The sequence below is a fragment of the Halobacillus rhizosphaerae genome (assembly GCF_046719735.1).
GTDB classification, from domain to species: domain Bacteria; phylum Bacillota; class Bacilli; order Bacillales; family Halobacillaceae; genus Halobacillus_B; species Halobacillus_B rhizosphaerae.
The window spans coordinates 1-20,326 of the sequence record NZ_JAUTWQ010000005.1; the positions used below are offsets into that span (position 1 = coordinate 1).

Consider the following 20,326-nt stretch of genomic DNA (forward strand, 5'->3'; position numbering starts at 1 on the left):
CGGAAGTTATTCTACATAAGGCAATTTTGAGGATTAACGAGAAAGCTTAAATTCAAAATACCATGGGGGTGTAAGAATGAAAGTCAAGCGAATTGTTGCAAATATTGAAACGCAGGACACTTCCAAAGCAAAACAATTTTACGAGAAAATCCTAGGTCTCGATCAATTAATGGACCTAGGATTTATTGCAACCTATGGGTCTAATGAGAAAATGGCTACTCAAATAAGTTTTTTATCTGAAGGAGGGTCTGGTACACCAGTACCTGATTTGTCAATTGAAGTTGATAACCTAGACGAAGTTCTTACTCGTATAGAAGAAGCTGGAGTTCCATTTGAATATGGACCAACTACAGAACCGTGGGGAGTTCGACGTTTCTACGTTAGAGATCCGTTCGGGAAACTAGTCAATATTTTAACTCATGTATAAATTAATCAGGCAGGTTTGAGTTTTTACTCAATTGGGTGGAGCTGCCAGTTTTTGTGTTAGTTACTAGTTACTACAGAATAGGGACATTAGTCAATAATAGCCGTCTTTTCTCACTATAATTGCGATCGAGGAGTCTCTTCTTATGTTTAACGTTCTAGAAAACATATATGAATTATCGATAGCTATACTACTCTTATGTTCATTATTTTATGTAAGGCAGTTGAAAAAAACAAAGCGAAAAAGAAAGCTCACAACCTTTGAATTTGCTATGTATTTACTAACACAAATTGCAATTGTGTTATGGGTAAGTAGCTTTCTCCTTCTAAGATATGGAATTTAAGCTTTAAATTTTAATCGTTAAAGGGTGCTAGAGTTAAAAAACACTAAGATATCTCGGACCCGAGTCTGTGTCCAATTCTATAACAGAATAATTGCCCTCTTCTTAATGTATTTGACAGAAGTTGTAATGGAAATATGTCGATTAAGGTAATTAATTCCAATTATGATAAACTTATATTATCTAAGTTTACTGTATAAAGGTAGGGGATTAAATATGAAAAGAATTCTAATGGGTTCTATAATTTTCTCGTGTTTTTATAATCGGGGTGTATTGGTGAAAATTATGATTTTATTCCTCCTACCGTTACAATCTCGAATTTGTACGGCTCAAAGCAAGGAGAATTAGAAGAAGCAAATATAAATTGGTTTCCTCATTTGCTGAAGAACAAAATTAAATGGACTTTAGTTCTAGTGAGCAAAGAAAACAGTAAGAGTAACACTGGGAATGTATGATGGTTAACATTTTACTAAGGGAGGTACTTATGAAAACACATTATTATTTAGGTTGGTTTGAAAATTTATTTCCTGAGAATCTTAGTAAGGTTTTAAAGGAGGATATCACTGATAGAAAATCTATGGTTATGATTAGCTCGAATCCATCTCTTTATGGAGATGATGGTGCTACTGAACGGTCATGGCTTGATCAGGCAGGCATTATGTTTGATGAGTATCATTTAATAAATTATCGCGTCCAGAAGGAGGAAGTCCAAAAGTTAATTCACAATGCTTCAGTTATTTTCTTATTGGGTGGAAACATTCTTAATCAAAATGTTTTTTTGATGGAATATAAATTATCGGAATGGATTAAAAATAGCAGAGCCGTGGTGATGGGCGCAAGTGCTGGTGCAATCAACATGTCCGCTAAATGGTTATGCTCAAAAAACTTTGGAGATGAAGTTGAAGTAAGTTCTGTTTACAAAGGAATCGGCCTTGACGAAATTTCCATTTTATCTCACTTCGATCTTGAAAACAACATGGAGCTTGTTCAAAGAGAACTGTCTCCCTTGTCAGAAGAAATAAATATTTATGCGTCTAACAAAGATTGTGCTGTTCGTATAAAGGGGAACACAATTGATATCATTGGGGATGTATATTTAATTTCTCAATCACAAATTCAGAAATTGGATGAGACGATCTAGTTAAGGTGATTGGCTAAAGATTAATTGTAATAATTTTTTTTAGCATCTCTCTATTTTGCATTTAGTTATGGAAAACATGTAAATGTATTACATATTCTACGTCAACCGAGTAAGCTGAAAGTATAAGAGTATCTCGAATACAAGTCTTATAGAACGGAGGCTTATACGACAAAGACAGTTCCCAATTCAGGAGGTAAAAATGCTATCAGAAATAATAACATTAGCAGATAAATTAAAAGTAAAGATATATAAGTGGGGAAATCACCAAAAACAAACGATTGTATTATTGCATGGTCTCGGAAGTACGGGGATTAGTTTTGACGAATTAGCAAGAATGTTAAGTGAAGAATTTAGAGTAATTGCATTAGATTTGCCCGGTCATGGGGGTTCCTCACTTATTAATGATAATGGTGATATTTCTGTTGACTATTTAACAGAATGGCTAAAAAAGGTTATAGAACATTATGGCTTAAATAATTTACATATTGCTGGGCATTCAATTGGTGGATATATTGGGTTAGCTTATGCTAAAAAACATTCCTTAAATTCACTGATATTATTGGATGGAGGATATATTAGAGCAAGTCATATGCCTGAAAATTCTCTTAGAGAAGAATTGATGAAGGTGGAGCAGCATATTAGCAATTACAGATTTTCATCCTGGGAAGATTATGAAAATGAACTTGTGGATGCAGGATTATCCAATAGCTTGATAAGATTATCCAAACAAAGTATGAAAGAAAATAATGGTCAGGTAGAATTAATCGTAAGCTCTAATACGGCAAAGGAATTAGTAAAATGTACATTCTATGAACCATCTGATGATACTCTATCAGGAATAGAAATTCCTGTATTGTTACTTAAAAGCACAATACCCGAAGAATTCAATTTAGTTAGAAATAATGAAATTCATAGATTAAAACAGTATATGAATTTAAATGTCATTGATGTTGAGGGTGTTTCTCACGATCTCTATTGGGAAGCTCCGAAGTATATTTGTGATCAAATGAATAAATGGGTAATAAACCACAAATAAAACCTAATTCAAGTTTCAGCAATTTTTAAAATGTCCATTATCTCGATTTCAAGGCGTCAAGTGGCTATTTCCTGTAAATTTTAAACAATAGAGAGGGTGGTTAATCAATTGTATAAGACAAAAGTGATATCAATTGCTTCAGTTTCAGGTGGGGGAAAAACGGCAGTAACTAAGGAGCTGAGAAACAGGTTTAGACACGCTGAAACATTGTTTTTTGATAACTATGATTTTCATGGGGCTCCGGACGATCTAACTCAATGGGTTAAAGAGGGTCCTGATTACAACCAGTGGAACTTGGACCCTCTTATTGCAGATTTAAAGTCGTTAATAGAAGGAGACGTTCCCCCTGAATACATAATAATGGATTACCCGTTTTCATATAAGAATGATAAACTGAAAAACTTTATTGATTTGTCGATTTATATTGAAACTCCATTAGATATAGCTATGGGGAGACGATTGATAAGGGACTTTCCTTATGCAGCGTCTATTGAGATCCTAAATGATATAGAATTCTATTTAATTTCAGGAAGAGATGCCTATTTAGAAATGGAAGATACAATAAAACCTAACGCAGACTTTATCATGGATGGAGCTATGACAGTTTCTAAATTAGTAGATGCTATCTTAAAAAAGTTGAAAATCGAATCTTCATCAACGGTGTCTTGATATTGAATCTTACGGTTTAGGTAGTGGTAGTTACACAACAGTTATCGCCTTTCTACTAACGAGCAACAATGTGAAGAAGTAAATTGCATTAAGGGGGAGGAAAATGGCGTTTATTTTACCAGGAGATCCATCTGTTCCGTGGTCTTCTTTCAAGAATATAGTGGATAAGAAGGTAGTAATAATCCAAGAAAGAAACTTAAGAAAACAAGTTGGATTCACGACTGAAAGAATTACTAAAGAAGTATATAAATCCAAAAAAATGATAAAAAGGAGTCAAATATTGAAATCTGATTTGTTAGGAGATATAGAAGCAACATCAATATTTTCCAAAGATACATTTAAACCATACACACATCATATTTCTAGAAAAGGTTCTTTCAAAAAAGTAGAGTATTTTGAATCGTTCATACGGTTAATTCAAGGTGATTCGGAAAAAATTATAAAAATAGAAAACCAACTATTTGAAAGTCATTCAGTTGAGATGGTTATTCGGTTATTACCCTTACATCAAAGATATATTACTAACCTTTTTGCTTTTCACCCTGGTAAAGAGGAAGTAATAAATGTTGTTATAAGGGTGGTGTCAACTGACTTTGTAAAAAAGTGCGGAATGGATTGCGTTGAATCTTGGCAAGTTGAAGTGAACTTTGACGGTAATATACAGTTTTATTGGATTAGCATAAATGATAAAGAACTATTTAAACAAGAAAATGTTTTATCTCCTAATAAAAAGATGATATTTGAAAGGGAATAATGGGATGTAGTTTTAACGGGTCTATTGAAGAAATCTCAAAGTCTTACACTTACATAGCCCTTTCCATTGAACAAAATGACTTTGAACACCCATACAAAGAGTTAATGGATAGGAATATAAACACTCTGTCAAATTGAAGAAGAGATAGTCGTGAAAAAAATGATTAATTTTTACAGATCCTGATGGTCATAAAATTGAGTTTCATAGTGGTACCCTACAAGATCGTATTAATTCTTATAAGTATATAGATTTTTATGAATAGAAAGGAGTGTGTCCATGGCTGACTATATTATGAAAGTACGTAAAAAAGTTGGAACTATGCCCCTCGTTGTTAGCGTGGCAGGTTGTCTAATTCTAGATGAGCAAAATCGGGTATTAATGCAGCATAGAAAGGATAACCATCAATGGTCTCACCCTGGAGGAGCAGTGGAAGTTGGAGAAGCAGTAGAAGATACTGTTAAAAGAGAAGTATTTGAGGAGACAAGTTTACGAGTACAGGATCTAGAGCTTTTTAATATTTATTCTGGGGACTCTCAACATTACATTTACCCAAATGGAGACGAAGTCTATTTTGTTAACGTTATCTACATAAGTAAAAAATACGAAGGTACACCTACAGTAGATCTAGATGAGACAAGCGATTTACGTTTCTTTGAACTAAATTCTTTACCTCAAATGACTCCTAATAACCAAACAATCTTAGATGACCTAAAGAAGACAATATTGTATTAATGTTATTCGAAATAACTCGAAGTAGAGTAGTAAAACGACTATTCTACCCCCCATGTATTCAAAAGAAAAATGGAACAAGAGTTTGGATTAAATATAAGTAGTAGGAGGAGAATTGTAAGATGAATAAAAGAACAAAAGATCGTCTTATCTCTGCACTTACTTATGCAGTCCCTGCTATTCTCTTCGGATACTTCATATTTGGTGAAATAGAATGGGCACTTGTACTAGGCTTAACGATAGGCGGTTTCACTCTTCCTATAACAGGAAAGTTTGGACGTAGAGACAAATCGTAAACACCTCTTGTTTTAGTTTTCCAATAGTATCTTGACTTCGAGTCTAAAACAACCTGGGGCGATTGTTCAATTTAGTATTCTGCCTTTACAGCTAACTTCTTAAAGGTCTCTTAGAGAAAACGGTATTTAAAATATTTCTAGGGAGTGGTTCAAATGAGTAAAGTTAGAGTCTCTAAGGTGGATATAACTCCACAGTTTCCTACTGATGCTCAAAAGATTTTAAAATATTGACTAACCTATTTAAAAACATTGTTTGTCAATATGACTAGGAGGCAAAATATATGTTTTACCTTAATGTTGAAGCAGCTGTTAAAAAAGATAATAAGTGGTTAATAATTGGACGAAGTGAAAAAGAAGAACATGCTGGAGGACTTCTGTCGCTTGTGGGCGGCACTGTTGAAAAAGAAGGAAACTCCAGAAATATTTTGGAGCGAACTTTAAGGCGGGAACTTTTTGAGGAAGTCGGAATTAAAGTAGGAGATAAGATGGAGTATGTTAGAAACACTTCTTTTCAATTGGATGATGGTAGTGAGGTAATTGATATTGTGTTCTTATGTGAGTTAGCAGACGGTGCTCCATTTGTTAAAAGTCCAGATGAAGTTGACCATGTATATTGGATGACAACTGATGAAATAATTAAACACCCTAAAAGTCCAGTGTGGTTAATCGATAGTATAAGGGAATCTGATACTCTTATGAAATCGAAAGTTAAATAGATGTTAATGATCGCTAGCTAAAGCTTAAATTGATAATATCTCGAAACCAAGTGTTTAACTAGTGGGGAAGAGAGATATAAAGTAGCTGACTTTGTTATTACAAACCAGACGGTATAGCGGACGGGATCAGAGTTCCTCGGGTCTACACTGAAGAACAAATGAGCATCCAAAAGGTGGTTTTTCTTAAATGGCAATTCCAAAAAAGATACATATTATTGGCTCTGTCGGAAGTGGTAAAACGACTTTAGCAAGAGAATTATCGTCAAAGTTAGATATACCATATTACGAATTAGATAATGTAGTTTGGATACGGAAAAAGTCTGGAGATATAAGAAGAACTGAACAAGAAAGAGAAGAGTATCTAAATAGTATAATACTATCTGAAAGTTGGATAATTGAAGGAGTTCACAATGAAGATTGGGTAAGCAACAGTTTGCATAATGCAGATATGATCATTTTTTTAGATACAAGATATTCAATAAGAACCTATCGTATTATAAAGAGGTTTATTAAACAAAAACTCCGATTAGAAAAATCAAATTATAAACCCACATTCAAAATGTTCCTTAAAATGTTTAAATGGAACCGATATTTCGAGAACGTGGGAAAAGTTAATTTTTTCAATATCTATGGCAGACATAATGACAAGATAGAAGTTACTACAAACGTCAAATTAATCAAGAAACACTTAACTAAAGTCTGCGAAAGTTAAAGATTTATTCAGAGATATCTCGAAACTTTAATATCCCATTAAATTATGAATAAACAAAGCTGAATTTAATGTATTAAGGGGGATTCATGTGTTGATTTTAATACAGTTCTCTATTTTAATTGTATTACTCACGGGTTCCACACTAGTTGCTTGGTATGAGGGAAGTACCCTCCTGCAGAAACCCTGGGAATGGAATTATTCGACCCCGATTTCGCACATCCTTCACGGGGGAGTGGAAAGCAGGGATCAAATTTCACAAGTTGATTACTTTGTATATGCCGCGAAGTTTCAGCCTGCCTTTCCTATAGTTATGGTCTTAAGCAGTGTATATATCATCTTCCTTATTGGCTATCACTTTTTTAAATACAGACCAAAAAGATTTGCATATTATCTTTCCTTCTGGGGAATCATCTTTCTGATTCTTAACCTATTAATACATCATTCACCTACAGTAGGCGGGCAAATTTTATTTTATATCTGGTCGTTATTTGCTTTCTTATCTTTAGGAATAGCAGCGATCCTGTATTTCGGCTCATTTAATATAGGCAAGGGAGGCACTGCATAGGCGAAGCACAAGGAACAAAACCATTTTTTCTGTCTTAAACAAACTTCTAACCATCGTACATAGAAAAGATTTACACAGAATTCGACTTTAACTGAAAACCAGGCTAGGGCAAAGGAAGATAATGAAAGATACAAAGATATGAATCAAAAAGAGAAAGACGTTGTATAAAAAGAAGGGATACTTTGTTTAAAAAACTATTTTCAATTATTTTTGGAACTACGACAGCGCTATTTTCAAGTTTAGCTTTAATGACACATAATGGTGAATTACTAGTATCTCCGTCAATACAAATAATGTTGGGATTGGCTACAGGAAGTACTGTAGTGAATGGAATATCTGCTTTTCATAAAAAACAAAAGGGAATAGGCTTGTTTTTTACTTTTATAACTCTATTTTTGCTTACTGTTATCCTTCTAAATAACACCATGACTACCGAAGGAATTATTCCTGTATTAACTGTGTATATTATTTTCGGAGTTCCAATAGGTATCATTGCGATGCTTGAGCAGCGAATACATACTAGAAGTGAATGTTGATATAGGTATTTTAGTAAACGGTCCATTAATGAAATAAGCCCAATTAAAAAAGAGGAACTCCCGTGAAATAGGAAGTTCTTCTTTGTCAGGGAGCTCATAACTATACTAAACCTTTACCGTGCCATTCGATTTGTCTAACCAAGAGCATTTAGACAGCCTCTTGATAAACGCGTTCTCCGTCAGGATGAAATTTATAATAAAGCGGGTAGGCTCTAATATAACAAAGCTGGATAACTGGACCTAGGAATAACATAGGAGCTAATGTTCCAAGCCCTACAGGTCCACCTATCAACAAGGCAAGAGACGTCATGATTACTGCTACTACTGTTTGTCCAGACTGAATGCTTAAGTTGAAACGAGCGCTGACGGCTAAGAATAACTGATCCACAGGTGCACGCGGGAACTGAGGCAGAATGTAAATGGCGACCCCCAGCCCAATGATCACTACCCCTGCTAATAAAGTTAATACTTGCAATACAAAAGGTGCTGAAGTTAGATTTACGTTTTTAAAAACGACTTCCAGCCAAAAATCCAGAGTAATACTTTCTAAAAATACAGGAACAACTGCCCTTGGTTCGGGCCGCTGCTTCATTAATTTCGCATTAACGAAAATGATGATGAGTTGAAATGTACCGTACCAAAATCCTACCGTAAAACCGAGGTGGTCTGTGACACCGATAAAAAATGATGTCCAAAATCCAGCCCCTAATGAAGCATTAATCAAGAGCGCAACTCCAAAGAAATTAATGAGCATTCCTGCCAGGTAAACAAAGGAACGATAAAGCATGACGAACTCCTCCCTTCCATAATAAAGTCATGATAATAGAGACCTTCCTCTAAAAATCTGAACACAATTTTATTAGGGATTGATTTTACCGTCAATCGTAAAATCTTATAGAATTATTCTGATTTTAGTTAGGGTCCATAAGAAAACAACCATTGCGGGAAGGTAAGGGTGAAGCATTTGCTTATCCAATTAAAGAAGATGAAGGATAATTGACAAGCGCAAAATGAGAGAAGGAGAGATCTACCTTGGAACTACAACATAAACAATTTCACAATCATGAAGTGGAATACTGGATTAGATCGGCACGAGAAGAGGATGCTAAGCGCTTGTCTGAAATCAGACTGAAAATTGACGGGGAAACCGAGAACTTAGATAGAGAACAAGGGGAAGATTATATCGATGAAAAAGCTTTTAAACAACTCATAAAGGAAGATGCACAGCGGGGAAATAATCTTTTTTTAGTATCAGAAGTAAATGGGGAAATTGTAGGCTATTCCAGATGTGAAGGGAAAGTGTTGAAGAGAAGTGCCCATAAAGCTGAATTTGGCTTGGCTATTTTAAAAGCATTCTGGGGATTAGGGATAGGGGGGAATTTGCTGCGAGAAACTGTTCACTGGGCAGATGAAGCTGGAATTAAGAAAGTAACTTTGAATGTCATGGAAACGAATGATAAAGCTATTAATCTCTATAAGAAATTTGGTTTTGTAATCGAAGGTATTTTAAAGAAAGACAAGCAGCTATCGGATGGGGAATTCTATAATACCGTAATGATGGCAAGATTTCATGGGGAATGAATTTTTATAGATGAAACGTAGAACGAACAAGGAGCTATTACCTCATTGCGCCTGAAACGGCATGCAATCTTAGAGAGGGGGAGAATATGAAGAAGTGCAGCTCTTGCGGCAACCGCATATCACGTTGGTACATTATTAAGGAAACGTTAGGGAAGAAACAATATCCATTGGTGTGTGATCAATGTGGACAGAAACTATATTTTACAGCAAGGTCATTGAAAATCTCTTACTCTTTAGTGCCCGTTTTGCCAATAGTGCTTCTTCTTTTACTCCTATTCCATATCCCAGATTGGATAGCAGGCGTTGTTATTTTAATTCTCTTAACAAGCTTGTTCGTTATATATCCCTCTATTGTTCAATTGACAAATGATGAAGAAAGATGGTTTTAACTAGAAGTGAGGCTCACACAACATTATGTATGTAAAAGAGGGAGCGGCATTCGCTCCCTCTTTGCATTTACCCAGCGGCTTTCTTAGAAAACTGGCTATTGTACAGGTCAAAATAGAAACCTTCTTGAGCTAAGAGCTCTTCATGTGTGCCTTGTTCGATAACGGTGCCCTGATCCATGACGAGAATGAGGTCAGAGTCACGGATTGTAGATAGGCGGTGGGCAATGACGAAACTGGTACGCCCCGCCATTAGATGATTCATGGCCTGCTGGATCAGGACCTCAGTCCGGGTATCCACGCTTGAGGTAGCCTCATCTAATATCATAATCGAAGGGTCTGCTAAAATGGCCCGAGCTATGGTTATCAGCTGTTTCTGGCCTTGAGAAATGTTGGATGCTTCTTCATTTAAAATCGTGTCATAGCCTTCTGGCAGAGTCCGAATGAAATGGTCCGCATGGGCCATTTCTGCAGCCAAAATAATTTCTTCCTCGGTTGCGTCCTTTTTACCATAAGCAATATTTTCTTTAATGGTTCCGTTGAACAGCCAGGTATCCTGAAGAACCATTCCAAAGTTTTGACGCAGTTCGCTTCTGGATAGCTCTCTTGTATCTATCCCATCTATTTTAATGCTGCCGCCATTCAATTCATAAAAGCGCATTAACAGATTAATAAGCGTCGTTTTTCCAGCTCCGGTAGGACCAACGATTGCTACGGTCTGTCCTTGCTGGACCGCTATGTTCATATCCTCGATAAGTAAATCATTCTCATACCCAAAGTCCACGTGTTCGAAAGTGACGGTGCCGGATTTTTCACCTATATGCTGGGATGCATTTTCTTTTTCCTCTTCTTTCTCATCAAGCAGTTCAAATACTCGTTCAGCTGCAGCGACAGTAGATTGGATGATGTTCGCGATATTAGCGGTTTGGGTAATAGGTTGAGTGAACTGTCGTGTATAAGTGATAAACGCCTGGATATCACCAATCGATATCGCCCGCTGTGTTACCAGTATCCCGCCTACCACACTGATTAAAACATAACTGATATTTCCTATAAAGGTCATGATCGGCATGATAATCCCAGAGATAAACTGAGCCTTGCTGCCTGCTTGATATAATTCATCATTAACGTCGTCGAACTCGTCGCCTGCTTTCTTTTCATGGCCAAAGGCTTTAACGACTTGATGACCTGTAAACATTTCTTCAATATGGCCGTTCAATTGACCTAGTGTTCGCTGCTGGTCTGCAAAATATTTCTGGGACCTTTTTAAAATTGGCCTGATCGCAAAAATGGAGAGTGGCAGACTCACGATCGAGATTAAAGTCAATAAAGGACTTATGGATAACATCATAATGACAATCCCAACAATCGTTACGATTGAGGTGATAAACTGAGTTAAGCTTTGCTGCAGTGTACTGCTGATCGTATCGATGTCGTTAGTCATACGGCTGAGAATATCCCCGTTAGAATGACTGTCAAAATAACGCAGCGGCAGTTTTTCCAGCTTCTGGTTTACATCTTCCCTAAGGTCATAGGCCGTCTTTTGGGCGACGCTGGACATAATATACTGCTGGATAAAGTTGAAGATACTGCTAATTACATAAAGTCCAGCTAATATGAATAAGATTTGTGCAATCCGATGAAAGTCAATTCCACCCCCCTGGACGCCTTTCATTTTATCATAAGCGCCTTCGAACAATTCAGTTATAGCAGTACCCATAATTTTAGGTCCGACAATCGAAAAGACTGTACTTAATATCGCAGCGAAGAAAACGGCCGTTAATGCTTTGCTGCGAGGTCTCAAGTAACCTATGAGTCTTTTTAAAGTTGCTTTGAAGTTTTTTGGCTTTTGACCCATCATCATCATATTCCCGCCGCCAGGGCCAAATCCCGCCGGTCCTCCGCGTTGAGGTCTTCGTTGGTTACTCATGCTGATTCCTCCTCTGTGAGCTGTGACTTAACAATTTCACGGTAAACATCGCTCGTTTCAATCAGCTCTTCATGAGTGCCAGTGCCTGCAATACGGCCTTCTTCTAGAACGATAATCCGATCTGCATCAATGACGGTACTCACACGCTGAGCGACAATGACCACCGTTGCTTCTTTTGTTTCTTCCATTAAAGCGGAACGGAGGCGAGCATCCGTTTGATAATCCAAAGCGGAGAAACTGTCATCGAAAATATATAGATCTGGCTGCCTGATCAGCGCTCTTGCAATAGATAACCTCTGCTTTTGACCTCCGGATAAATTTGATCCGCCTTGCTCGATTTCTGAATCATAACCGTCTGGAAGCTTGTTAATAAATTCTTCTGCCTGTGCAATTTGCGCCGCGTGGACGAGCTCACTTTCGGAAGCTTCTTCTTTACCAAACCGAATGTTTTCAGCGATGGTTCCAGAGAAAAGCGTCGCCTTTTGAGGAACCAGACCAATTTTAGAGCGGATTTCCCTTTGAGAAGCTTCTTTAATATCCACTCCATTCACACGAATCGCGCCGTTAGATATTTCATAAAAGCGTGGAATTAATTGAACCAGGGTAGATTTCCCTGATCCTGTACCGCCAATGATAGCCGTAACCTCACCGGGATTTGCTGTGAAACTAATCTCTGACAATGCTGGTTCCTCAGCTCCTGGATAATGAAAGGTCACGTGGTCAAACTCAAGAGTTCCTTTGCTGCGATCAGCTTGTTGATCACCGTTATCTCCAAATGCCGGTTCCATTTCCAAAACCTGGTTTATTCGTTTTGCGGAAACATCTGCCCGAGGAACCATAACGAACATCATGGATGCCATAACTAATGCGAACATAATTTGCATGACGTATTGGATGAAAGCCATTAGATCACCAATTTGCATACCGCCATGGTCAATACGTATTCCGCCGAACCAAATAACTAAAACAACCGTTAAATTCATAACTAACATCATGACAGGCATCATAAGCGCCATGATTTTGTTTACTTTAATCGATACATCTGTTAACTCTTTATTTGTTCGTTTAAGTCGTTCTTTTTCTTCTTTTTCGCTGCTAAATGCACGGATTACTCGAATTCCCGTGAGGTTTTCTCTGAAGATAAGGTTTAAGCGGTCCAGTTTTTTCTGCACCGTCCGGAACAAAGGAATTCCTTTGTAGAGAATTAACAGGATGGATCCAATAAGGACAGGCATGATCAGCACAATGACTAGAGCAAGCTTGGCATCCTTTAAAACCGCCATAATAATCCCGCCGACCAGCATAATCGGAGCTCCTATAATCATTCTCAGCATCATAATGGTCACTTGCTGAACTTGAGTAATGTCGTTTGTAGACCGGGTAATGAGAGAGGCGGTTCCTACCTCATCAAATTCCTGGAGAGAGAAATTCTCAACATGATAAAAAAGTTTCCTTCGTACGTCTCTCCCTAAGCCAATCGCTGCTTTAGAGGAATAGTAGCTCGCTATTACAGATGCAATCGCTCCAAGAGCAGAAACAGCAAGCATGACTCCACCAATCTTCCAAATATACGAAACATTACCCACGACTACCCCCTTGTCAACAATGTCAGACATAAGAGTGGGAAGGTAAAGATTCGCCATTGATTGTAGGAAAATAAGAACGAAAACAGCGATAATCATCCATTTGTAAACGGATAGATGTTTTAATAATTTGATCATGTATGATCATCCCCTTGTTCCGATGTTTGCTCTTCAAAAAAGATAGAAAGCTGTTGAAGCGAAGACAAAAATTCTTTAAATTGTGTTTCTGAGAACAGGTCTGCAGCAGAATTTGTTATTTGGTGAATGCTACCTTCTTGCAAATGGATTCTCGAAAGGAGTTCTAACCCTTGTTCGCTAAGGGAAAGCTGCACCTCCCGGCGATTATCTTCGACTTGTTTCCGATGGAGAAGCCCAGCTTGAACTAGGCCATCTACCGACTGACTCAGCGTACTTTTTGGTAAAAAAGTTTTTTTGCCTACTAATTTTTGGGTCATTTCCTTTTCGAGAGAAAGGGTGATTAAAATGGTGTATTGAGGTACGGATAAATTGTTCATGCTTGCAGTTTTCTGGACAAATTGTGCGATATTTTTATTTAGTCTTGAGAATCCTCGCAGCAGTTGAATGCCTCGGGGAAGGTTATCTTCATTTTTCATACTCATTTCTCACTCCTTTAGTATAATTCAATTAGGAACTGTTCATATTGGAACTATTTAATTTTAGATCTAATTGGATGAAGAGTCAAAGATAATTTTTCCCAATTTAAAACTATTTTAAAGAGGGAGAGGAGAAGATAAGCATATAGAAAAAATTTCGAATAGAAAATCCCGTAAATAAAAGGAGGAATTATCCGCGATTCAACGTTCAAGGTGTTCACCATCCTAACTTTCGTGAAATTTGTTAAAATGTAAAGAGTAATAAAGGAGTTAAGAAGATTAAATCTTGATACTAATGAGAATGAGAAGTGAAAAAGGGGTAGTAGATGTATGGAAAACAAGAGATTAACTATACAAGAAATGCTTCCAGGTGCCTGGGAGTTAGTGAGTTATCAGGTAATGGATTCAAGAGGAAATGTTACCTATCCACTTGGAGCTGATGCCACAGGAATGGCTATTTTTCTTGCAGAGGGATTTATGTCCGTGCAAATCATGAGTTCAGGAAGGCCGTTGTATGCTGGTGGGGACATTCATCAAGGACCGGATAATGCTATGATCGCAGCAGCTAAAGGCTACCTTGCCTATTCAGGTTCCTATCAGATATTTGAAGACCAAGGTATGGTGGAACAACAAATGGAAGTGAGCTTAAACCCGAATTGGGCAGGAGATAACCAGCCGAGGTACATTCAATTCCTAGATGAGCGCCTAATTATTAATAGTCAGCCTGTGTTTATTCATGGTCAAGAACAAAATACTAAACTGATTTGGAAGAGGGCGGAATCTTAATAACTTTTAAACCCTCTTGAATTAGAAAGAAGCACCGAGCATGAATGCCCGGTGCTTCTTTCCTATGTTCTTCATCGACTGGCTAGGGGGGTAGATCTTGCCATTGGGGATATGGCTGTTATTAACAATGATAATCATTATCAATGAAGAAGTCAATGTTTTTCTCATTAGGTTTTCATTTCCTGCATATAATCAGTTATGATGTTTTTTTATTCGTCCCTGCAGCTTTCCATCAGAGAAGCTGAATATAGGGGACGATCACTTCAAGCGGCAAGGGATGGTGAAGCTGATGTGCGGGATCGTGGGCTGGATCGATTACAAGAATAAATTAAATGAAAAAGAAAAGGTATTAGATAAAATGGCGGCTACCTTAAGTCATCGGGGTCCAGATGACTACCAGAAGTGGATAAAAGGAGCCGCCTCCTTTGGTCACCAGCGGTTAATTGTTGTGGATCCCCAGGGTGGAAAGCAGCCGATGGTTCGAGAAGCTCGTGATGAGCGTTTTGTTCTCTGTTATAATGGAGAACTTTATAATACCGATGAGGTAAGAGATTCTTTAAAGTCAAAGGGATGGAGCTTTAACTCTCATTCCGATACAGAAGTAGTGCTGGTCAGTTATATGGAATGGGGGAAAGGATGCGTAGAACATTTAAACGGCATCTTCGCTTTCAGTATTTGGGAGGAGAAAAAACAACGACTCTTTTTGGCGCGTGACCGTTTAGGGGTAAAACCCTTGTTTTATAGTGATCATTCCAGCGGACTGATGTTTGCTTCGGAAATGAAAGCGATTCTTGCTCATCCTGATGTAGAGGCTAAAGTAGATCGGGAAGGTATCCATGAAGTGCTTGCTCTTGGGCCCTCACGTACACCGGGAAATGGAATATTTAAAAATATTAATGAATTACGCCCCGGTCACCGGGCATGGTGGGAGAATGGAAAGTTAGTTACAGACAGGTATTGGAATGTGAAAAGTGAACCCCACAAGGATTCATGGACGGATACGGTAGCGAAAGTAAGAGAATTGTTTCTCGATGCTGTAAATCGGCAGCTGGTCTCTGATGTTAAATTAGGTACTTTTCTTTCAGGAGGATTGGATTCCAGTGCCATTACAGCTATTGCCGCTGAAAAGTATAAGAAAGACCAGCTTAGTCCTCTTTATACATTTTCTATTGATTACAAAGATCAGGAGAAATTCTTTAAAAGAAATTCCTTTCAGCCAGATCGAGATGAAGAATATATAAAGCTGGTCAGCCAGCAGAATCAAACGCATCATTTAGTTATGAAAGCTTCCTCGGATGAACTGGTAGATCGCTTAAAACGGTCGGTTGAATTGCGTGATTTACCAGGAATGGCGGACGTTGATTCCTCTCTGCTTTGGTTTTGTGAGAATATTAAGAAGCATGTAACGGTAGCTCTATCTGGGGAATGTGCCGATGAAATCTTTGGAGGGTACCCATGGTTTTACCGGAAGGAAGATAAAGAAAGAAAAGGTTTTCCTTGGATCCGTTCCATTAATGAAAGAGTCGGTTTAATGCGCGATGACTTGGAAAATCAGTTCAATGTGGAAGACCATATGCTGAAAAGGTACCAGGAAACATTAGACGAAACACCTCTGCTCGCGGGGGAAAGCGAAGCTGCTAAACAGCAGAGGTATATGTTCTATTTAAATATGAACTGGTTTATGCAGACGTTATTAGAACGTAAAGACCGGATGAGTATGGGAGCAAGTTTAGAAGTCCGTGTACCATTTTCTGACCACAGATTAGTGGAATACGCCTGGAATATTCCTTGGGAAATGAAGTTCTACAAAGATCAGGAAAAAGGACTACTACGCGAAGCACTGCGCGGAGTGCTTCCAGATCGGGTATTATTCCGGAAGAAAAACCCCTATCCGAAAACGTTCCATCCGGATTATACGAATGGAGTCTGTGCGTGGATGGAAGAAATTCTTGCAAATACTCAATCTCCGCTATTTGATTTGTTTGATCGCAGCAAGGTGCGAAAATTAACAGAATCAAAAGGAAACTCCATTCAGACACCTTGGTTTGGCCAGCTTATGACCGGACCGCAGCTTATTGCCTATCTATGTCAGGTGGACTACTGGCTGACATCCTATCGAATTCAATTAAACTAATACAGCAAACCGCTCAGGATGTTCCTGAGCGGTTTTTCCTTTTATTGGATTCGATTACAATATAACCTTGTGGCAAGATTTCCAGGTTATTATCTATGATTTGAGTCTCACCGTCACTAAGAAGAGTTCGGACAGGCTCAAAAGGAAGATAGAACTGCTCTTTTTTCTCTGAATTATTTAAGCAGAAAAGTAAGGATTGTTCCTCTGTTTGCTTGTGATAAACAAGCACATTTTCGTATGCTCCTTCGAAAGAAAAAGATCCGTGGTTTCCAAATGCGATTTCTTCTTTCCGCAATTGAAGAAGCTGCTGAATAAAGTGATAAAGGTCTAGATCCTGCTGTTCTTTATTCCAAACCATGCAGGCACGGCATTCTGGATCTGCTCCACCCTTCATGCCTACTTCATCACCATAATAAATGCAGGGTGTACCGACGAAAGAAAGCTGAAACAAGTACATAAGTTTAACTTTGTGGATATTTTCACCTGCCAGCGTCAAAATTCTCGGCGTATCGTGACTATCGAGTAAATTGAAAGACACCTCGTTCACCGTTTCAGGATACATATGAAGCACTTTAACAATGATATCTTTAAATTGCTGAACAGACAGGTCTCCTTTAGCAAAGTAATTGATGACTCCATTGGTAAACGGATAGTTCATAACCGCATCAAATTGATCCCCATGAAGCCAGGGCATGGAGTCATGCCAGATCTCTCCAAGAATATAAGCGTCAGGCTTGACTGATTTTACTTCTTTTCTAAATTCTCTCCAAAAGGCATGGTCAATTTCATTTGCAACATCCAGCCTCCAGCCGTCAATATCAAATTCTTCAACCCAATATCGCGCGACTGTAAGCAGATAGTTTTTCACTTCCTGGTTCTCTGTGTTCAATTTGGGCATGCTTTTTACAAACCCAAACGTGTCGTAATTAGGTGGATCGGTGTGAATTTCATCTCCCCATATGTGAAACCAATTCCAATAAGGGGATTGTTTTCCTTTCGCGAGAACATCCTGAAATGGCGGAAAGTAATATCCGCTATGATTGAAGACTGCGTCCAGCATGACGCGAATGCCGCGATGGTGGCAGGCTTCTACAAGCTCTTTGAAAATTTCTTTATCTCCAAATTGAGGGTCAATCTCTAAGTAATCGATCGTATCATACTTGTGGTTAGAATAAGCAGTGAAAATAGGAGTAAAGTAAATCCCGTTAATTCCAAGCTCCGTTAAATAATCGAGGTGTTCGAGCACACCTTCAAAGTCTCCACCAAAAAAGTTTGAAGGGGAAGGTGCAGCTTTCCCCCAAGGCAATGTGCCATCAGGATTATTTGCAGAATTTCCATTAGCAAAGCGTTCCGGAAAGATTTGATACCATACCGTATCCTTTACCCAATCAGGTGCTTGAAAGACATCTGCCGCGTTTAAATAGGGGAAACAAAAGTGGTTCCCAATATCCTTAAGTGGTGGCTCATCAAAGAATCCTCTTTCCGTAAAGACCGTATGTTCTGTTTCACTTTCTACTATAAACGAATAGCGGAGGCGGCGGTAAGGGGGCTCTACAGAGGCAAACCAATAGTCAAACAAATCATCGCTGCCTGACTTGGACATGACCTTTCTATAAGTCTGCCATTTATCTTCTTTCCAATCATAAGGATCTCCGTATAGTAGAGTGACTTGATCGACGTCATTTTTTTTCGTCTGCAGTCGTAAATGAATCGTCTTTTCATCATAAGCGTAGGAGAAATTGTTACCAGGTCGATGGTAAATGGCTTCTTTTATCATTAAATTCATCCTTTCTGAACAAACGATTGCATTAAAATAAGCTCGTTTCTAAAAAATATTATATACTACTAAACTATATAATATAGGAGGTAGAGTCAACGCATGTATTCAAAAAAACATACGTATAATCCATTTTAACTTTATAATAGCAGAAATAAGAAATAAAAGTATTTTTATGAAACCGCTTGCATTAAATGCTAAAAATTGTATAATAAAAATCGTGATGTGTGCAATCGTTTTCCTGTTGCATCGATTTCATACATAATGAGCAGTAAATATTTGAAGGGGGAATATTCATGAAGAAATGGTTAGGGATGTTATTATCAGCGCTACTTTTAATTGGGGTGATGGCAGCTTGTGCTCCAGATCGTTCAAAAGAAGCAAATAGTTCCAGTGAAGGATCAGGAGATTCTGCCGATTCTCAAGATAAACCTGAAAAACTAGTAATCTGGGAAGATAAAGACAAAGGGGTAGCCCTTAAACCAGCAATTAAAAGTTTCGAAGAAAAATATGGGATTAAAGTGGAGTTTAAAGAACTTGATATGGCAACGAAAATGCGTGAACAGCTGCGGCTGGATGGCCCTGCTGGTACTGGCCCTGATGTTTTAACACTCCCGCATGACCAAATTGGTCAGTTGGCTACTGAAGGATTGATTGAACCATTAGATGTAGAATCCTCTGTCACAGATATGTATACAGATTCTTCTATTCAAGCCGAGACGTATGATGGAGAACTTTATGGCCTTCCAAAAGCTACTGAAACTCCAGTATTTATTTATAATAAGGATCTAATGTCTGAACCACCTGAAACTTTTGAGGACCTTTATAATTTTTCAAAGGATTTTGGCGGAAAAGATAAATATGGATTCCTAGCTCTCTGGGACAACTTCTACTTCGGAAACGCAATCATGGCGGGGTATGGCGGATATGTGTTTAATCGCCAAGATGGCAAGTTAAACCCTCAAGATTTAGGGGTGAATAATGAAGGAGCTATTGAAGGAGCGCAATATATCCAAAAATGGTATGAGAATATTTTTCCTTCTGGAATTATAGGCGAAAATGGCGGCTCCGCAAAAGACGGGCTTTTTCAAGAAGGAAAAGTAGCTTCCACAATGGACGGTCCTTGGGCTTATCAAGCTCTAGATGACGCGGGAATTGACTTTGGTGTGACGCCTCTTCCTAAACTTCCAAACGGTAAGTATCCTCAGACTTTCGTTGGGGTAAAAGGATGGCATTTGTCTGCACAATCTGAACATAAAGAGTGGGCAACTAAGTTAATCGAGTGGATATCTAATGAAGAAAATGCAAAAATTCGCTTTGAAAAAACTTCTGAGATTCCTCCAATCAAAACTTTAATAGATGATCCGATTATAGCGGAAAATGAACGAGCAAAAGCTGTTGCTGTTCAGTCACAGCGTGCAAACCCTATGCCTAATATTCCAGAAGTAAGTGAGGTTTGGGAGCCAATGGCCCAAGCGCTGCAATTAGTGGCTACGGGAAAATCTGAACCAGAAAAAGCTTTAAATGAAGCTGCAAAAACGATTAAGAGTCAAATTGAACTGAGTCACTCAGAAAATTAATGAATGGTGGGGCAGTACCTGACGATGAGGTGCTGCT

22 protein-coding genes are annotated in these 20,326 nt (G+C 38.2%); 17 read left to right on the top strand and 5 right to left on the bottom strand.

Annotated elements, in window-relative coordinates; all coding sequences use genetic code 11:
• Positions 1-76 precede the first annotated feature (76 nt).
• The 12 genes from Q7A53_RS07105 (at position 77) to Q7A53_RS07160 (ending at position 7,918) form a co-directional block, all read left to right on the top strand.
• Positions 77-427: a VOC family protein gene (locus Q7A53_RS07105; RefSeq protein WP_411788447.1), complete on the top strand. Its 351-nt coding sequence runs from the start codon at positions 77-79 to the stop codon at positions 425-427.
• A 142-nt stretch (positions 428-569) separates the two neighbouring features.
• On the top strand, positions 570-767 hold the full coding sequence (locus Q7A53_RS07110) for a hypothetical protein (protein ID WP_411788448.1): 198 nt from the start codon (positions 570-572) through the stop codon (positions 765-767).
• A 481-nt stretch (positions 768-1,248) separates the two neighbouring features.
• Complete coding sequence (locus Q7A53_RS07115) at positions 1,249-1,905, top strand: Type 1 glutamine amidotransferase-like domain-containing protein (protein WP_411788449.1); 657 nt, start codon at positions 1,249-1,251, stop codon at positions 1,903-1,905.
• Positions 1,906-2,104: 199 nt separating this feature from the next.
• A complete protein-coding gene (locus tag Q7A53_RS07120; protein ID WP_411788450.1) occupies positions 2,105-2,941 on the top strand; it encodes an alpha/beta fold hydrolase in 837 nt (278 codons plus the stop codon).
• Positions 2,942-3,049: 108 nt separating this feature from the next.
• On the top strand, positions 3,050-3,610 hold the full coding sequence (locus Q7A53_RS07125) for a nucleoside/nucleotide kinase family protein (protein ID WP_411788451.1): 561 nt from the start codon (positions 3,050-3,052) through the stop codon (positions 3,608-3,610).
• Between the two features lie 103 nt (positions 3,611-3,713).
• Entirely contained in the window at positions 3,714-4,364 is a 651-nt protein-coding gene (locus Q7A53_RS07130; protein WP_411788452.1) for a DUF3108 domain-containing protein, read from the top strand.
• Between the two features lie 276 nt (positions 4,365-4,640).
• Positions 4,641-5,096: an NUDIX hydrolase gene (locus Q7A53_RS07135; RefSeq protein ID WP_411788453.1), complete on the top strand. Its 456-nt coding sequence runs from the start codon at positions 4,641-4,643 to the stop codon at positions 5,094-5,096.
• Positions 5,097-5,215: 119 nt separating this feature from the next.
• A complete protein-coding gene (locus tag Q7A53_RS07140) occupies positions 5,216-5,389 on the top strand; it encodes a hypothetical protein (protein ID WP_411788454.1) in 174 nt (57 codons plus the stop codon).
• Between the two features lie 281 nt (positions 5,390-5,670).
• A complete protein-coding gene (locus Q7A53_RS07145; protein ID WP_411788455.1) occupies positions 5,671-6,105 on the top strand; it encodes an NUDIX hydrolase in 435 nt (144 codons plus the stop codon).
• A 187-nt stretch (positions 6,106-6,292) separates the two neighbouring features.
• Positions 6,293-6,817: a P-loop NTPase family protein gene (locus Q7A53_RS07150; protein ID WP_411788456.1), complete on the top strand. Its 525-nt coding sequence runs from the start codon at positions 6,293-6,295 to the stop codon at positions 6,815-6,817.
• Between the two features lie 88 nt (positions 6,818-6,905).
• On the top strand, positions 6,906-7,382 hold the full coding sequence (locus Q7A53_RS07155; RefSeq protein ID WP_411788457.1) for a YjdJ family protein: 477 nt from the start codon (positions 6,906-6,908) through the stop codon (positions 7,380-7,382).
• A 182-nt stretch (positions 7,383-7,564) separates the two neighbouring features.
• Complete coding sequence (locus Q7A53_RS07160) at positions 7,565-7,918, top strand: hypothetical protein (protein ID WP_411788458.1); 354 nt, start codon at positions 7,565-7,567, stop codon at positions 7,916-7,918.
• A gap of 148 nt (positions 7,919-8,066) precedes the next feature.
• On the opposite strand, the gene Q7A53_RS07165 is transcribed toward Q7A53_RS07160, so the two are convergent.
• Positions 8,067-8,705, bottom strand: a complete 639-nt coding sequence (locus tag Q7A53_RS07165) for a YczE/YyaS/YitT family protein (RefSeq protein WP_411788459.1) — start codon at positions 8,703-8,705, stop codon at positions 8,067-8,069.
• A gap of 245 nt (positions 8,706-8,950) precedes the next feature.
• Here Q7A53_RS07165 and Q7A53_RS07170 point away from each other — a divergent pair, with 245 nt between their 5' ends.
• Both Q7A53_RS07170 and Q7A53_RS07175 read left to right on the top strand, forming a co-directional pair.
• Positions 8,951-9,499 (top strand): GNAT family N-acetyltransferase, encoded by a 549-nt coding sequence (locus Q7A53_RS07170; RefSeq protein WP_411788460.1) that lies wholly within the window; start codon positions 8,951-8,953, stop codon positions 9,497-9,499.
• Positions 9,500-9,585: 86 nt separating this feature from the next.
• A complete protein-coding gene (locus Q7A53_RS07175) occupies positions 9,586-9,888 on the top strand; it encodes a TIGR04104 family putative zinc finger protein (protein ID WP_411788461.1) in 303 nt (100 codons plus the stop codon).
• Between the two features lie 67 nt (positions 9,889-9,955).
• Here the strand turns inward: Q7A53_RS07175 and Q7A53_RS07180 are convergent, their stop codons facing one another.
• The 3 genes from Q7A53_RS07180 to Q7A53_RS07190 are packed head-to-tail and all read right to left on the bottom strand — an operon-like array spanning position 9,956 to position 14,018.
• Positions 9,956-11,815: an ABC transporter ATP-binding protein gene (locus Q7A53_RS07180; protein WP_411788462.1), complete on the bottom strand. Its 1,860-nt coding sequence runs from the start codon at positions 11,813-11,815 to the stop codon at positions 9,956-9,958.
• Positions 11,812-13,536 carry an ABC transporter ATP-binding protein gene (locus tag Q7A53_RS07185; protein WP_411788463.1) on the bottom strand — a complete coding sequence of 575 codons (1,725 nt, stop codon included), beginning with the start codon at positions 13,534-13,536 and terminating at the stop codon, positions 11,812-11,814. The genes Q7A53_RS07180 and Q7A53_RS07185 overlap by 4 nt, the downstream gene beginning before the upstream one ends.
• On the bottom strand, positions 13,533-14,018 hold the full coding sequence (locus tag Q7A53_RS07190; protein WP_411788464.1) for a MarR family winged helix-turn-helix transcriptional regulator: 486 nt from the start codon (positions 14,016-14,018) through the stop codon (positions 13,533-13,535). Before Q7A53_RS07190 ends, Q7A53_RS07185 begins: the two co-directional genes overlap by 4 nt.
• A gap of 324 nt (positions 14,019-14,342) precedes the next feature.
• Between Q7A53_RS07190 and Q7A53_RS07195 the strand changes: the two genes are divergently transcribed.
• Both Q7A53_RS07195 and asnB read left to right on the top strand, forming a co-directional pair.
• On the top strand, positions 14,343-14,798 hold the full coding sequence (locus tag Q7A53_RS07195) for a lipocalin-like domain-containing protein (RefSeq protein WP_411788465.1): 456 nt from the start codon (positions 14,343-14,345) through the stop codon (positions 14,796-14,798).
• Positions 14,799-15,087: 289 nt separating this feature from the next.
• Positions 15,088-16,932 (top strand): asparagine synthase (glutamine-hydrolyzing), encoded by a 1,845-nt coding sequence (gene asnB / locus Q7A53_RS07200; RefSeq protein WP_411788572.1) that lies wholly within the window; start codon positions 15,088-15,090, stop codon positions 16,930-16,932.
• 13 nt (positions 16,933-16,945) lie between these two features.
• Here asnB and Q7A53_RS07205 read toward each other — a convergent pair whose 3' ends face one another.
• On the bottom strand, positions 16,946-18,709 hold the full coding sequence (locus tag Q7A53_RS07205) for a glycoside hydrolase family 13 protein (RefSeq protein WP_411788466.1): 1,764 nt from the start codon (positions 18,707-18,709) through the stop codon (positions 16,946-16,948).
• Between the two features lie 296 nt (positions 18,710-19,005).
• On the opposite strand from Q7A53_RS07205, the gene Q7A53_RS07210 reads away from it, so the two are divergent.
• Positions 19,006-20,289 (top strand): extracellular solute-binding protein, encoded by a 1,284-nt coding sequence (locus tag Q7A53_RS07210; protein WP_411788467.1) that lies wholly within the window; start codon positions 19,006-19,008, stop codon positions 20,287-20,289.
• Positions 20,290-20,326: the final 37 nt, after the last annotated feature.